This window comes from Bosea sp. 29B, from assembly GCF_902506165.1.
Classification (GTDB): domain Bacteria; phylum Pseudomonadota; class Alphaproteobacteria; order Rhizobiales; family Beijerinckiaceae; genus Allobosea.
On record NZ_LR733817.1, the window covers coordinates 3,789,783 to 3,803,621 of the forward strand.

The following is a 13,839-nucleotide window of genomic DNA, read 5'->3' on the forward strand; positions in this document are numbered from 1 at the left end:
CGCCCCGTGCTCGTCTCAGCGCAGCTCGGCGCAGAAGCGCTGGATGCGGCGGCAAGCCTCTTCCAGCTTCTCGTCCGAGGTGGCGTAGGAGATGCGGAAGTTCGGGCCGAGGCCGAAGGCGGTGCCGTGCACGGCGGCGACTGCCTCGTTCTCCAGCAGGCCCATGACCAGGTCCTCGTCGGTCTCGATCTTTTTGCCGTTCGGCAGCGTCTTGCCGATCAGCCCCGAGCAGTCGGGATAGACGTAGAAGGCGCCTTCCGGCGTCGGGCACTTGAGGCCGCGGGTCTGATTCAGCATCGAGACGACGAGGTCGCGCCGGCGCTCGAACGCCTTCTTGAACACCGGCAGGTGCTCCTGCGTGCCGTCGAGCGCCTCGACCGCGGCCCATTGCGAGATCGCCGAGGTGCCCGAGGTCTGCTGGCCCTGGACGAGGTCCATGGCGTTGATCAGCTGCTGCGGGCCGGCGGCGTAGCCGATGCGCCAGCCGGTCATGGCATAGGCCTTGGAGACGCCGTTCATGGTCAGCGTGCGCTCGTAGAGGCCGGGCTCGACCTGCGCCGGGGTGACGAATTTGAAGTCGCCATAGACCAGGTGCTCGTACATGTCGTCGGTCAGCACCCAGACATGCGGATGGCGCATCAGCACATCGGTCAGCGCCTTCATCTCGGCATGGGTATAGGCGGCGCCCGACGGGTTCGAGGGCGAGTTCAGGATCAGCCACTTGGTCTTCGGCGTGATCGCAGCCTCGAGATCGGCCGGCTGGAGCTTGAAGTTGTTCTGGATGGTGGCTTCGCAGAAGGTCGGCGTACCCCCGCAGAGCGCGACCATCTCGGGATAGCTGACCCAGTACGGCGCGACGCAGATCACCTCGTCGCCCGGGTTCAGCGTGGCGAGCAGGGCGTTGTAGATGACGTGCTTGCCGCCGGTGCCGACGATGGTCTGCGAGGCCTTGTAGTCGAGGCCGTTCTCGCGCTTCAGCTTGCGGGTGATCGCCTCACGCAGCTGCGGGATGCCGGGGACCGGCGTGTACTTCGTCTCGCCGCGGCGGATGGCGGCGATCGCGGCTTCCTTGATATTGTCCGGCGTGTCGAAATCGGGCTCGCCGACGGAGAGCGAGATCACGTCCTTGCCCTGCGCTTTCAGATCGCGCGCCTTCTGCGTGATGGTGATGGTCGCAGACGGCTTCACGCGCTTCAGGGCGTCGGCAAGGAAAGCCATGATCCAGATCTCCGGGAGGGCAATGGCGCCCATCGCGGGCGCGGGGCGTGGTTTAGGCCCCCGGGGCGGGCACTGCAAGCGACAGTGCTTGATATCGGCCAGAAACGACAGGAATGGCAGCGGGGCGTGCCCATAATCCGGGGGCGAAAACGGCCTCTCCCCGGCAGGCGCCCGCAACCGTATCACCTTGGCCCGAAACGTGCTTGGTAGAGCAAGCTGGGGAGCCAAAAGAATACAGCGCGCCGACGCGCAGAAGGCTCATGCATGAAACTCCGGATCGGCTACGAGCTCGACTACGTCTTTCCACAGCCGACCCCGATGATCCTGATGCTGCACGTGCATTTCAGCCGGGTCTCCGATCTCTCGGCGCCGGATCACATGCGCATCCAGCCGCCGACACCGGTCACGGCCTATCGCGACGGCTTCGGAAACTGGTGCAGCCGCCTGGTGGCGCCACAGGGCACGATACGCATTTCCGCCGATGCGGTGATCAGCGATAGCGGCCTGCCGGAGGCGTTCGACCGCACGGCCGGGCAGGTGCCGGTGGAGCGCTTGCCGGAAGAGTGCCTGGTCTTCCTGCTCGCCAGCCGGTTCTGCGACAGCGATCGCCTGCTCGATCTCGCCTGGGAGCTTTTCGGTCATACGCCGCCGGGCGCGGCGCGGGTGCAGGCGATCTGCGACTTCGTCAACCAGCGCATCGCCTTCGACTATATGGACGCCAGCGTGACCCGCAGCGCCTCCGAGGCCTATCGCGAAGGGCGCGGCGTCTGCCGGGACTACGCCCATCTCGCCATCGCCTTCTGCCGGGCGATGAACATCCCGGCGCGCTACTGCACCTGCTATCTCGGCGATGTCGGCACGCCGCCGCCCTGGCCGCCGGGCGATTTCGCCGCCTCCTTCGAGGCTTTCCTGGATGGCGGCTGGCAGATGTTCGATCCGCGCAACAACGTCCCGCGCATCGGCCGGGTGCTGATCGCACGCGGACGCGATGCTGCCGATGTCGCGATCGCCACCACTTTTGGGCCGAACACGCTGACGGGCTTCAAGGTCTGGACGGACGAGGTCAGCGAGGCGGCCTGAGGCCGCCCGGCCTCATTTGTCGAAGAGCGGGGCGGCCTCTGTCTTCTTCTTCGCGCGCAGTGGCGTCTTGCGGGCCAGGCCCTTGCGGGTTGCCGGAGCGGCGCCCTCCGGCACTGGTTCTGTCTGTACGGCCGCGACAGCTTGCACGGGAGCCGGCTGCGGTGCCGGCTTCTCGGGCTGGGTGGGGTCGATCGTGCGGAAGCGGATCATTTCTTCTTCGGTGTCGCCGCTGCCTTGGCGACGGCCGAAGCGAAGCCCGCCGGAGGGGTCGCGCTCGCCTTCGGCTTGTCCTTCTTGGGCTTCTTGGCCTCGCGATTGCTGCGCTGCTCGCCTTTTGCCATGTCTCGTCTCCTTCGGTCGGAATGACAGGCATCGCCACTTCGAATCGAAGGGGCTTGAACCTGCGCTGCGCTGGTCGGGACGGCTGCGAGCTTAGGTCATGGCGGCCGGCTTCCGACTGCCACGGCCGGCTCGCGGAAACCGGGCCATCAAGCCGAAGCAGTTGCGGAGCGTAAGACAGAGTCGGATGGAGAGCACGCGCTTTCTTGGCGCGGCAGCGCCCCATCCCCAGCGTGCCGGAGCGCCCACCGGCGCTGCACCATGGCGACAGTGCTTGCGCCCCAGCGCGGCCGGCCGAAACAGGGAAAGCCGCGGCGGTTGAGCCGCTGGGCGATGTCGGCAGGATCGCCGATGCCGGCCTCGACGAGTTGGTCGATCAGAGCGCCTGCGGCTTCCAGGAAGATGGCGAGCAGCGCCCTGTCGAGGTCGCGGCTCGCCTTGTCGGCACTGGGCATGCCCTCAATGGATACCCAGGCCATAGCTCGGCTCGACTCCGTTGGGGGAGATCAGCACGGCATTGAGATGGCCGCCCTCGGAAAGGGCGAAGCGAACTGCCTCCTTCTGGTTGCGGAAGATGCCCTCGCTCCGTCCTTCGAGGTCGCGCGCGACCCAGAAGCCGTGGCTCGACTGGCCGACCAGGAAGAGATGGCTCTCGCCGTTGAGCGGCTGCAGCGGCTTGAATTGTCCCATGGCGTCGTGCTCAGTTCGGCAGGGCGAACCAGGCGCGCAGGCCGATGAAGGCTGCGGCGGCCAGTGCGAACACGGCAAGCGCGACCATCTCGGCGCAGAGGATTCCAACGACCGGGCGGCGGCTGGCGACGCTGTCATAGACGGCGCGGGCGCGGCGCTGCTGGCTGGTGCGGAACAAGGCGTTGTTCATCGACATATCGACCTCCATCGATGCCGATGATGTAGGTCCGCCCCCGATAAGGCTGCCATGCGGAAGGTTCTCGCGCGCATAAGGCCGGCATAAGGGCTTGCGTGGGGCCCGCTCGGCTGCGATGCCGGCGCCATGGACGCTCCCGCCAACACCATCGTGATCTATATCGACGCCGACGCCTGCCCGGTGAAGCCGGAGGTCTATCGCGTCGCCGAGCGGCACCGGCTCAAGGTCTTCGTCGTCGCCAACAGCTTCATGCAGGTGCCGCGCGAGCCCTGGATCGAGCGCGTCGTCGTGCCCGGCAACTTCGATGCCGCCGATGACTGGATCGCCGAACGGGCCGGCCGCGGTGCGATCGTCATCACCGCCGACATTCCGCTCGCTGACCGCTGCATCAAGGCCGGCGCCGACGTGATCGGCCCGACCGGCAAGCCCTTCACCGAGGCCTCGATCGGCATGGCGCTGGCGACCCGCGACATGATGGAGGACCTGCGCGCCATGGGCAGCGTCAGCGGTGGGCCGAAGCCGTTCTCGCAGAAGGACCGCTCGGCCTTCCTGCAGGCCCTGGACGTCGCGGTGCAGCGGCTGAAGCGGGCGGGGTTTACCGCTTCGCCAAGCTAGGGAACTTGCCCCGGCTGAAGAAGCTTGGGCAGGAATCCCGCAGCCAGCAGCAGCCGCTTCTGACGCGGAGACACTTCGTTCAGGCTGCGGCGGAAGTCGATCCTGTGCACATACATCCAGCCGAGCTTCATCGGTGTCTGCCGGCGCAGGCGCGAAATCCACGGCGTGGCATCGTGATCCGTCACGACGGTTCCGCCGCCCATGATCGAATAGTACTGCCCGAGCGTCCGGCCATATTGCGCAGTGTCCTGCTGCGCTCTGGGCAGGGTGAGCGCATAGGACCGGTCGATGTGGTCGAACACAGTCGATCCGGGGTTGCGGAGCCAGTGGCCGACCTCGTGCGCGGCAGCGAACTGACCGGTCTTCCCACCGATCCCGCGGGCCCGGCCCGCCCTGAAATTGTGCTCCCCGAACTGGACGCTTTCGTCCGTGATGCGGGTCATCCGGTCCCGGAAACTTGCGCCTGGGTTGGCCAGATGCGCGACCTCGATGACGGCATGGCTACCCGCACCGGTCGGCTGCAGATCGATCTCGAGCACGCCGGCGACATGCGCCGGCACTTTTGGATTGCCGATCAGCTGCCAGAAATCGGCGTCGCTCAGGCTGTCGCCGTTCTCGGTCGGGAGAAACACCATCTGGTTGTTCCAGACGGTCTCGACGATGTGCTTGAAGCGCTTGGTGAAATCCTGCCATTCGCTGGCGAGCCAGCTCCGGCAAGGCACGGGTTGGCCGCCGGCGTCGACGACGCTGCCGCGTTTGAAGTCGGCCTCGCTCGCAGCCAGATGAGACGGGGGGAGCGGGCCCGGGCGCGCTCCCGGAAGCTTGGAGGCATGGGCGCTTCTTGCCCACGCCGTGGAGGGGTCGAGGGGAATGAGCGTCACCTTCAACCTGATGCGAAGCTGCGCGGGTTGTCCTGGTCCCGCGCGGTCGAAGTACGAGTCGTAATTTGGCTCGAGGATGAAGGGCCGGATCGCCATTTGGTCACCTGCACTTTGGGAGCAGATTGGAGCGGAGAAAGTCTCGCTCTAGGCACGGCTATCCGCGCCAACGTAGCAGCAGCGGCACGACATCGCCAAGCAGTGCATCTGGTGAGCGGCGGGCGGCTGGACGAATTGGGACGTTGCCCCTAATCCTGCCGCGAAAGCCCGCCTCTCAAACGGGCTCCCGGGAGGAAATCCATGTCGCTGACCCGCCGTTCCACGCTCGGCCTCGTTGCCGGCGCCGTCTTCGCTCCGGCCATTGCGCGGGCGCAGAGCTATCCCTCGAAGCCGATCACCCTGGTCGTGCCTTATCCGGCGGGCGGGCCGACCGATGCGATCGCGCGCTTCGTCGCGCAGGACCTCTCGACCTCGATCGGCCAGAACGTCCTCGTCGACAACCGCGCCGGCGCCTCGGGGGCGGTCGGCACCCGCGCCGTCGCGCATGGCGCCGCCGACGGCCACACCTTCATCTTCGGCAACAACCAGACGCACGGGAACAACATGTTCCTGCTGAAGGAGCCGGGCTATGACGCGGTCAAGGATTTCGCGCCGGTCGCCGGTGTCGGCGCCTTCGAGCACGCCTTCGTGGTGCGCAACGACCTGCCGGCCAAAAACATCAAGGAGCTGATCGCGCTGGCCAAGGCCGATCCCGGCAAGCTCAACTATGGCTCGACCGGCGTAGGCTCCGGCTCGCATCTCGCCATGGAGCTGTTCATGCAGCGCACCGGCATCAAGATGACGCATGTGCCGTTCCGCGGCGCGGCGCCTCTGGTGCAGGAGATCATCGGCGGGCGCATCGACATCGCCAATTCGACGCTGCCTTCGGTGCTCGAGCAGATCAATGCCGGCACGCTCAGGGCGATCGCGCTGGCGAGCCCAGAGCGCAACCCGCGCGCCAAGGATATCCCGACCCTGCGCGAGCAGGGCGTGACCGATGCCGACGCCGACAGCTGGGCCGCCTTCTTCGCCCCGGCCGCGACGCCGGCGCCGGTGCTGGACACGCTGTCCAAGGCAGTGCTGGCCTCGATCGCCAAGCCGGCGATCAGCGAGCAGATCCTCAAGCTCGGCTTCACCCTCAAGGTCCGTGATCCCGCCGCCTTCCGGCCCTATCATCAGCAGGAGATCGCGACCTGGGAGAAGATCATCAAGGAAGCCGGGGTGAAGCCGGAGTGAGCCCGGGCGACCGTCATTCTCGGACGTAGCGAAGCGAAGATCCGAGAATCTCGGAAACGCCAGGGCGCCTTCTCGTCCTGAGATGGTCGGCTCAAGGCCGACCACGACCTCGATAAGCCGGAGCCTTTCCCATGAACCTGATGCCCAAGCTCGCCGCTCGCGCCGAGGCCGGCCGCCCCGTCCGCTGCGCCTTGATCGGCGCCGGCAAGTTCGGCTCGATGTTCCTGGCGCAGGTGCCGCATATCGCGGGACTGGAGGTCGCCGCGATCGCCGATCTCGATCCCGAGCGGGCGAAGAATGCCTGCCGCACCGTCGGCTGGGACGAAGCCCGCATCGCCGCCACGCGCTTCGTCGATAGCGGCGTCGCTGCAGCGGAAATGGACGGCGTCGAGGTGGTGATCGAGGCGACCGGCCATCCGGCTGCCGGTGCTCGCCATGCACTCGCCGCGATCGCGGCGGGCCGGCATGTCGTCATGGTCAATGTCGAGGCCGATGTGCTGGTCGGCCCGGTGCTGGCAGCGAAGGCGAAAGCGGCAGGCGTGGTCTATTCGATGGCCTATGGCGACCAGCCGGCGCTCGTCGCCGAGATGGTCGACTGGGCTCGTGCGACCGGCTTCACCGTCGCGGCCGCCGGCAAGGGCACCAAATACCTGCCGGCCTATCACCGGGTCACGCCCGATGAAGTCTGGAGCCATTACGGTTCGACGCCGGAGGCGGCGAGGGCGGCGGGCATGAACCCGCAAATGTTCAACTCCTTCCTCGACGGTACCAAATCGGCGATCGAGATGGCGGCGATCGCCAATGCCAGCGGTCTCGACGTGCCGGCCGACGGCCTCGCCTTCCCGCCCTGCGGCGTCGACGACCTCGCCCATGTGCTGCGGCCGAAGGCGGTCGGTGGCCAGCTCGAGCATGACGGCATGGTCGAGGTCGTCTCCTCGCTGGAGCGCGATGGGCGGCCGGTCTTCCGCGACCTGCGCTGGGGCGTCTATGTCGTGCTGAAGGCGCCGAACCCCTATGCCGCCGCCTGCTTCAAGCAGTATGGGCTGCCGACCGATTCAACCGGCCTTTATGCGGCGATGTACAAGCCCTTCCACCTGATCGGGCTAGAACTCTCGCTCTCGGTGCTGAACGCGGCCCTGCGCGGTGAGCCGACCGGCGCGACCAGGAGCTGGCGCGGCGATGCGGTCGCGACCGCCAAGCGCGATCTCAAGGCCGGCGAGATGCTGGATGGGGAGGGCGGCTATACCGTCTACGGCAAGCTGATGCCGGCAGCCGCCAGCCGCGCGGCGAAGGCGCTGCCGATCGGGTTGGCGCATGGCGTGACATTGAAGCGCGACGTCGCTGCTGGCGCCGTGGTCACCAGCGCGGACGTTGCGCTGGATGAAACCTCGCAGATCGTCTCACTTCGGCGTGAGCTCGAAGCAACCGGCGCTTGAATCGTGCATTCTTCCTGAAGCGCTCGCCCTGTCTCGTTCGGGGCGGGCCGTGCTGTCGTCGCGAAGCGGCAGCAGATTGGATATCGACTTCGGGAGTTTCTGCATGCGGTTCGCCTTCATCGCCCTCGCTTTGGCTCTCGCGGTAACGCCCGCCACGGCCCAGCAGCGCTATCCGTCGAGCGCCGGCGAACTCGCGGTCGAAACGGTGGCGAGCGGGCTGGAGAACCCTTGGGGTCTCGCCTTCCTGCCGGATGGGCGCATGCTGGTGACCGAGCGGCCTGGCCGCCTGCGGTTGGTCGGCGCCGACGGCAAGCTTTCGTCCCCGATCTCGGGCGTGCCCAACGTCGTGGCGCGCGGGCAGGGCGGCCTGCTCGATGTCGTGCTCGATCCGAACTTCGCCCAGAACCGCCATCTCTATCTCTCCTTCGCCGAGCCGCGCGCCAACGGCAACGGTACCAGCGTCGCCCGCGCCCGGCTGAGCGCCAACGGCACTGCGCTGGAAGGCCTCAGCGTGATCTTCCGACAGATGCCGACGATCGCCAGCAACATGCACTTCGGCTCGCGACTGGTCTTCGATCGGACGGGCGCCCTCTTCGTCACGGTCGGCGACCGCTACAGCCAGCGCGACCAGGCGCAGAACCCGGAGAACCATCTCGGCAAGATTCTGCGCATCAAGCCCGAAGGCGGCGCGCCTGCCGATAATCCGAAGAAGCCGGGCTGGCAGCCGGAGATCTGGTCGATCGGCCACCGGAACGTGCAGGGCGCCGCGCTCCACCCGCAGACAGGACAGCTCTGGACGGCCGAGCACGGCGCGCGCGGCGGCGACGAGATCAACACGCCCAAGGCCGGCCTCAACTATGGCTGGCCGGTCATCACCTACGGCATCGACTATTCCGGCGTGAAGATCGGCGAGGGCACCTCAAAGCCCGGCATGGAGCAGCCGCTGTTCTACTGGGATCCCTCGATCGCGCCGTCCGGCGCCGCCTTCTACACCGGCGATAAGTGGCCGGCCTGGAAGAACTCGCTCTTCGTCGGCGCGCTTGCCGGCCAGTTGCTGGCGCGTCTTTCGACCGACGGCGAGAAGGTCACCGGCGAGGAGCGCCTGCTGACCAATCTCGGCGAGCGCATCCGCGACGTCCGGCAAGGGCCGGACGGCTTCCTCTATCTGCTCAGCGACGATTCGAACGGAAAGGTGCTGCGCGTTCGGCCGGCGCGCTGAGACTTACGGCCCGCAATCCCATTCGCGCTCGACGACGAAGACCTTGCGGGTCGCGAGCTGCCCGCGCGTGTCATAGAGGTCGCCGACATAATATTCGGTCCCGGCTGCGTCGCGTACGCTGCGGTCGACCTGCAGCGACCAGCCATAACCGACCTGGTTTCCGCCCTTCCAGTCGCGATGGAGATTACCCGGCGAGGCCGAGGCGAGGATGCGGGCGCGCTCGTCGCTCGGCGAGCAGGTCGGTCCGGCAAGGGCTGCGCCGGACAGGGTGGCAAGGCAAAGGGCGAGCGTCATCGGCTTGAGCAAGGCAGGCATCCTCAGGGAAAAACCGAGCAGAATCAGGTGATCTCGGCGAGCCGCGTATCGAGCGACAGAACGAGGCACCAATGTGGCTCGAAGTCGGCTCCGAGCGGCCAGATCTGCTTCGCGAAGATCGTCAGCATGGCCGCCTGATAGCGCTCGAACCAGTCGCGCTGGCAAAGCACGAACTTGGTCGCGCCGACAATCGTCTCGCGGTCGATGATGCACAAAGGAACGATGTCGGGATTGGCCGAAAGATAGTCCTGCACCGCGACCATCAGCGTCGGGTAGCCAGGATGCAGCATGTCGTCGAGCACGATCAGGCCACCCTCGGCGAGGCAGGCGGTCGCGAGCGCAAGGTCCTTGCCGAGCGCCGCGCGCGAATGCTCGCCATCGATATGGATGAAGCGCAGCTTGCTCCCGCGAGCATGGCCGATCAGTTCGGCCGGGGACATCGCGCCGGCATCGGCCTTGATGGTGACGCGGCGCTCGGCGGCGATGCCGTGCTTCAGGCAGTTCGCCTCGAAACGGTCCCTCACCTCGGGATTCGGCCATTCGAAAATGTCGATGCCCAGGGCGATCTCGCCGGGTTCGAGCGCATGGGCGAGGGCGATGAAGAAGCGGCCCTCGAAGGCGCCGATCTCGGCGATCGGCCCGCTGACGCCTTCTTCCGTCTGAAGCCGGAGCAGACGCGCGCAGATCGCCGCGGCGAAGCGCGAGGACATGCCGACGACGCGCTCATAGCCCTCGGCCAGATAGGCTTCGACCGCAGGGTGGCCGGACTGCGGGATCGGCGCCATCGCGTCAGGCCTTGGCATGGAAGATGAAGAAGGCGCCGGCTGCGATCAGCGCAAAGCCGATGGCATGGTTCCAGGTCAATTGCTCTTTCAGCCAGAACACCGAGAAACCGGCGAAGACGCAAAGCGTGATCACCTCCTGCATCGTCTTCAGCTCGGCCGCCGAATAGACGCCGGAGCCGATGCGGTTGGCCGGGACGGCGAGCATGTATTCCGGCAGGGCGATCATCCAGCTTGCCAGGATCGCCAGCCAGATCGCCGTGCTCTTGTAGGAGAGGTGGCCGTACCAGGCGAAGGTCATGAAGACGTTCGAGCCGATCAGCATGCCGATCGGCAAGAGATGAGCGGTGCTGAGAGCTGGCATGGCAGGGTCCGGAATCGTGAAGGCGGGTGGGAGAAACGGCTTAGCCGTAGCGCAGTTTCATCGTCAGGATGATCAGCACCAGCGCGAGCGTCACCGTATTGGCGCCGATCAGCGGCCAGGAGGCGATCAGCACGCCATAGGCCAGCCAGAGCACGATGCCGGTGGCGAACAGCGCCTGCGTCCACAGCGAGATGCCGCTGGTGTCGCGCGTCTTGATCGTCTGCCAGGCCTGCGGCAGCCAGCAGAAGGTGGTCAGCAGGGCGGCGCAGAAGCCGAGCGCTTCGATGGCGGCGGTGGACATGCAGGCCTGCGGCGATTCGCGCGGGAGTCGAGATCGATCAGACATAGCCGGTTTCGGCGCTCTGCGCTCGGCAGGCGTCGCATGGTTAACCTCCGTTAACCGCAGCGCCCTAGTTTTGCGTCAATCCTGCGATTCGGTGGACTTATGCGCACATTGATCCTGGCCTTGCCTCTCGTCCTCGCCGCCGCGACCGCGGCCCGGGCCGATTTCGACTCGTGCGTCGCCGGCCTGCGCTCGGCGGCCGCGACCAAGGGCGTCTCCGGCGCCACCTTCGATCGCGCCATGGCGGGCGTTACGCCCGACATGAAGGTGATCGAGGCGATGAACAACCAGCCGGAGTTCAAGACGCCGATCTGGGACTATCTCGGCACGCTGGTCGACGATGAGAAGGTCGCCGAAGGGCGCTCGATGATGCGCCAGCACGCATCGACCCTCGCCGCCGCCGAGCAGCGCTTCGGTGTCGACCGCCACACGATCGCGGCGGTCTGGGGCGTCGAGAGCGATTTCGGCAAGGCGCGAGGCAAGATGCCGCTGGTCCAGGCGCTCTCGACCGGCGCCTGCCTGGCGCCGCGCCGCAACGCCTTCTTCAAGGGCGAATTGATCGCCACCCTGCAGATCATCCAGCGGGGCGATGTCCGCCCCGAGCGGCTGTTCGGCTCCTGGGCCGGCGCCTTCGGCCACACCCAGTTCATCCCCTCGACCTATCTACGGCTCGCCGTCGACGGCGATGGCGACGGCCGGCGCGACCTCGTCGATTCGATCCCTGACGCGCTGCATTCGACCGCGAATTTCATGGCCAAGGCCGGCTGGGTCACCGGCGCCACCTGGGGCTATGAGGTCCGCGTTCCCGGCGGCTATTCCGGCCCGACCGGGCGCAATCCCAAGCAGCCGGTCTCGTCCTGGGCGGCGCGCGGCATCGTCAAGTTCGACGGCTCGGCACTTTCCGGCTCCGGCAATGCCGGCCTCTTGATGCCGGCCGGCCGCAACGGCCCGGCTTTCCTGGTCTTCAAGAACTACGACGCCGCCTACAGCTATAACGGCGCGGATTCCTATGCCCTCGCGATCTCGCTGCTCTCCGACCGCCTGCGCGGCCGGCCTGGCGTGCAGGGCGACTGGCCGACCGACGATCTGCCGCTGTCGCGCGAGCAGCGTCGCGAATTGCAGCGCCTGCTGACCCAGCGCGGCTACAATGTCGGCGAGCCTGACGGTGCCGTCGGCGCGCTGACGCGGGCGGCGATCAAGGAGATCGAGGCCAAGATCGGCATGCCGCAGACCGGTCGTCCGGGCGAGAAGGTCCTGCGCGCGCTGAAGGGCGGGCGGGTCTAGCCGCGGTCCCAGAAAACGGGTGGCCTCTGCTGCTCTCTTGCATGAAAGGTTCGGTCATCCCGGACAAGCCGCGTGAGCGGCGCCGATCCGGGATCCATGCCTGAACCTTCATCGGAAATGCTCCGGCATGGATCCCGGGTCTCCCTTCGGTCGCCCGGGATGACCAGTGTTTCATCCGGAGAAGCAATGCGCCGTCTCATCTCCACCGGCTCGCCCTTCGAGCGTTCCTTCGGATACTCGCGCGCCGTCGTCGACGGCGATCTCGTCTTCGTCTCCGGCACGACCGGCTACGACTACGCCACGATGACGCTGCCGGACGACGCAGCCGAGCAGGCGCGCAACATCTTCCGCACGCTGGAGGCGGTGCTGACCGAAGCCGGCTCCTCGCTCGCGCAAGTGGTGCGGGCGCAGTATTTCGTTATCGACCGGAGTTATTGCGAGCCGGTGCTCACCGTTTGCGGCGAAGTCTTCCGTGAGATCCGGCCGGCAGGGGGCATGTACATCGTCGCCGGCCTGCTCAAGCCCGAGATGAAAGTCGAGATCGAGGTCACGGCGCGGCTGACATCGTCCTGAGTGTCCGTCGCAGCGGGGCAGGGCTGCAATCCCGGCCTTGCGCCCATCGCAGCGCGCCCCTAAGCAGCCAGCGCATTTCTGTTGCGCGAGGCTCAACCCATGGCGAACCACAAGCTCCTGCTGCTCCCCGGCGACGGCATCGGCCCCGAGGTGATGGGCCAGGTCGAGAAGATCGTCTCCTGGTTCGAGAAGCAGGGCCTCGGCTCGTTCTCGCTTGAGCGCGGCCTCGTCGGCGGCGCCGCCTATGACGCCCACAAGGCGGCGATCTCGGAAGGCGACATGAAGCTCGCCCAGGAGGCCGACGCCGTGCTGTTCGGCGCGGTCGGCGGTCCGAAATGGGCTGATGTGCCCTATCAGCATCGCCCCGAGGCCGGCCTGCTGCGTCTGCGCAAGGATCTCGGACTGTTCGCCAATCTGCGCCCCGCGATCTGCTATCCGGCGCTGGCCTCGGCCTCGTCGCTGAAGCCCGAGGTCGTCGAGGGCCTCGACATCCTGATCGTGCGCGAGCTCACCGGCGGCGTCTATTTCGGCGAGCCGAAGGAGATCGTCACGCTGGAGGATGGCAGCAAGCGCGGCGTCGACACCCAGCTCTACACCACCGGCGAGATCGAGCGCATCTGCGCCGTCGCCTTCGAGCTGGCGCGCACCCGCCGCAACAAGGTCTCTTCGGCCGAGAAGCACAACGTCATGAAGACCGGCGTGCTCTGGAAGCAGACGGTCACCGCCCAGCACGCTCGCGACTACAAGGACGTCGAGCTCGAGCATGTGCTCGCCGACAACTGCGCCATGCAGCTGGTGCGCTGGCCGAAGCAATACGACGTCATCGTCTGCGACAACCTGTTCGGCGACATCCTCTCCGACGTTGCGGCGATGCTGACCGGCTCGCTCGGCATGCTGCCCTCCGCTTCGCTCGGCGCCGAGGATCCGGCCACCGGCAAGCGCAAGGCGCTCTACGAGCCTGTGCACGGCTCGGCCCCCGACATCGCCGGCAAGGGCCTCGCCAACCCGATTGCGATGATCGGCTCCTTCGCCATGGCGCTGCGCTATTCTTTCGGCGCCGGCGAGGCGGCCGACCGGCTGGAGGGCGCCATCGCCGACGTGCTCGGCGCCGGCACCCGCACCAAGGACATCGCCGCACCCGGCGCCAACGCCGTCTCGACCACCGAGATGGGCGACGCCATCGTCAAGGCGCTCGAAGCGCGAGGTTGAGGCCGACCGCCGCCGGCATAGGA

19 protein-coding genes are annotated in these 13,839 nt (G+C 67.0%); 8 read left to right on the top strand and 11 right to left on the bottom strand.

Features of this window, described 5'->3' with window-relative positions; all coding sequences use genetic code 11:
- Positions 1-15 precede the first annotated feature (15 nt).
- Positions 16-1,218 (bottom strand): pyridoxal phosphate-dependent aminotransferase, encoded by a 1,203-nt coding sequence (locus GV161_RS18385; RefSeq protein ID WP_152017052.1) that lies wholly within the window; start codon positions 1,216-1,218, stop codon positions 16-18.
- Positions 1,219-1,482: 264 nt separating this feature from the next.
- Here GV161_RS18385 and GV161_RS18390 point away from each other — a divergent pair, with 264 nt between their 5' ends.
- On the top strand, positions 1,483-2,298 hold the full coding sequence (locus GV161_RS18390) for a transglutaminase family protein (protein WP_152017053.1): 816 nt from the start codon (positions 1,483-1,485) through the stop codon (positions 2,296-2,298).
- A gap of 12 nt (positions 2,299-2,310) precedes the next feature.
- Here the strand turns inward: GV161_RS18390 and GV161_RS18395 are convergent, their stop codons facing one another.
- The 5 genes from GV161_RS18395 to GV161_RS18410 all read right to left on the bottom strand — a co-directional run bounded on the left by GV161_RS18395 (position 2,311) and on the right by GV161_RS18410 (position 3,523).
- Positions 2,311-2,508, bottom strand: a complete 198-nt coding sequence (locus GV161_RS18395) for a hypothetical protein (protein WP_152017054.1) — start codon at positions 2,506-2,508, stop codon at positions 2,311-2,313.
- Positions 2,505-2,639, bottom strand: a complete 135-nt coding sequence (locus GV161_RS31360; RefSeq protein ID WP_280179063.1) for a hypothetical protein — start codon at positions 2,637-2,639, stop codon at positions 2,505-2,507. Before GV161_RS31360 ends, GV161_RS18395 begins: the two co-directional genes overlap by 4 nt.
- Before the next feature lie 147 nt (positions 2,640-2,786).
- The gene (locus tag GV161_RS18400; RefSeq protein WP_152017055.1) at positions 2,787-3,116 is read right to left on the bottom strand and encodes a hypothetical protein; all 330 of its coding nucleotides are present in this window, start codon (positions 3,114-3,116) and stop codon (positions 2,787-2,789) included.
- On the bottom strand, positions 3,097-3,327 hold the full coding sequence (locus GV161_RS18405) for a hypothetical protein (protein ID WP_152017056.1): 231 nt from the start codon (positions 3,325-3,327) through the stop codon (positions 3,097-3,099). Before GV161_RS18405 ends, GV161_RS18400 begins: the two co-directional genes overlap by 20 nt.
- Before the next feature lie 10 nt (positions 3,328-3,337).
- On the bottom strand, positions 3,338-3,523 hold the full coding sequence (locus tag GV161_RS18410; RefSeq protein WP_152017057.1) for a hypothetical protein: 186 nt from the start codon (positions 3,521-3,523) through the stop codon (positions 3,338-3,340).
- A 126-nt stretch (positions 3,524-3,649) separates the two neighbouring features.
- On the opposite strand from GV161_RS18410, the gene GV161_RS18415 reads away from it, so the two are divergent.
- Positions 3,650-4,138 carry a YaiI/YqxD family protein gene (locus tag GV161_RS18415; protein ID WP_152017058.1) on the top strand — a complete coding sequence of 163 codons (489 nt, stop codon included), beginning with the start codon at positions 3,650-3,652 and terminating at the stop codon, positions 4,136-4,138.
- Here the strand turns inward: GV161_RS18415 and GV161_RS18420 are convergent.
- A complete protein-coding gene (locus tag GV161_RS18420) occupies positions 4,135-5,115 on the bottom strand; it encodes a hypothetical protein (RefSeq protein WP_152017059.1) in 981 nt (326 codons plus the stop codon). The two genes, GV161_RS18415 and GV161_RS18420, sit on opposite strands and share 4 nt — an antisense overlap.
- Positions 5,116-5,316: 201 nt before the next feature.
- Here GV161_RS18420 and GV161_RS18425 point away from each other — a divergent pair, with 201 nt between their 5' ends.
- The 3 genes from GV161_RS18425 to GV161_RS18435 all read left to right on the top strand — a co-directional run bounded on the left by GV161_RS18425 (position 5,317) and on the right by GV161_RS18435 (position 8,946).
- The gene (locus GV161_RS18425; protein ID WP_152017060.1) at positions 5,317-6,291 is read left to right on the top strand and encodes a tripartite tricarboxylate transporter substrate binding protein; all 975 of its coding nucleotides are present in this window, start codon (positions 5,317-5,319) and stop codon (positions 6,289-6,291) included.
- A 131-nt stretch (positions 6,292-6,422) separates the two neighbouring features.
- Positions 6,423-7,727, top strand: coding sequence for an SAF domain-containing protein (locus tag GV161_RS18430; protein ID WP_152017061.1), 1,305 nt, complete (start codon positions 6,423-6,425; stop codon positions 7,725-7,727).
- Positions 7,728-7,830: 103 nt separating this feature from the next.
- Entirely contained in the window at positions 7,831-8,946 is a 1,116-nt protein-coding gene (locus GV161_RS18435; RefSeq protein ID WP_193219597.1) for a PQQ-dependent sugar dehydrogenase, read from the top strand.
- A gap of 3 nt (positions 8,947-8,949) precedes the next feature.
- Here GV161_RS18435 and GV161_RS18440 read toward each other — a convergent pair whose 3' ends face one another.
- Genes GV161_RS18440 through GV161_RS18455 form a run of 4 tightly spaced genes read right to left on the bottom strand, consistent with a single transcriptional unit; the run spans position 8,950 to position 10,708 of the window.
- Positions 8,950-9,252, bottom strand: coding sequence for a hypothetical protein (locus GV161_RS18440; protein WP_152017062.1), 303 nt, complete (start codon positions 9,250-9,252; stop codon positions 8,950-8,952).
- A gap of 32 nt (positions 9,253-9,284) precedes the next feature.
- Positions 9,285-10,046 carry a class I SAM-dependent methyltransferase gene (locus tag GV161_RS18445; RefSeq protein WP_159650291.1) on the bottom strand — a complete coding sequence of 254 codons (762 nt, stop codon included), beginning with the start codon at positions 10,044-10,046 and terminating at the stop codon, positions 9,285-9,287.
- A gap of 4 nt (positions 10,047-10,050) precedes the next feature.
- Positions 10,051-10,407: a DMT family protein gene (locus GV161_RS18450; protein WP_152017064.1), complete on the bottom strand. Its 357-nt coding sequence runs from the start codon at positions 10,405-10,407 to the stop codon at positions 10,051-10,053.
- A 40-nt stretch (positions 10,408-10,447) separates the two neighbouring features.
- On the bottom strand, positions 10,448-10,708 hold the full coding sequence (locus GV161_RS18455; protein WP_152017065.1) for a SemiSWEET transporter: 261 nt from the start codon (positions 10,706-10,708) through the stop codon (positions 10,448-10,450).
- 144 nt (positions 10,709-10,852) lie between these two features.
- On the opposite strand from GV161_RS18455, the gene GV161_RS18460 reads away from it, so the two are divergent.
- From GV161_RS18460 to leuB, 3 genes are all read left to right on the top strand, one after another.
- The gene (locus GV161_RS18460) at positions 10,853-12,034 is read left to right on the top strand and encodes a lytic murein transglycosylase (RefSeq protein ID WP_152017066.1); all 1,182 of its coding nucleotides are present in this window, start codon (positions 10,853-10,855) and stop codon (positions 12,032-12,034) included.
- A gap of 186 nt (positions 12,035-12,220) precedes the next feature.
- Entirely contained in the window at positions 12,221-12,607 is a 387-nt protein-coding gene (locus GV161_RS18465; protein ID WP_152017067.1) for a RidA family protein, read from the top strand.
- A gap of 99 nt (positions 12,608-12,706) precedes the next feature.
- Positions 12,707-13,816 (top strand): 3-isopropylmalate dehydrogenase, encoded by a 1,110-nt coding sequence (leuB, locus tag GV161_RS18470; RefSeq protein WP_152017068.1) that lies wholly within the window; start codon positions 12,707-12,709, stop codon positions 13,814-13,816.
- Positions 13,817-13,839: the final 23 nt, after the last annotated feature.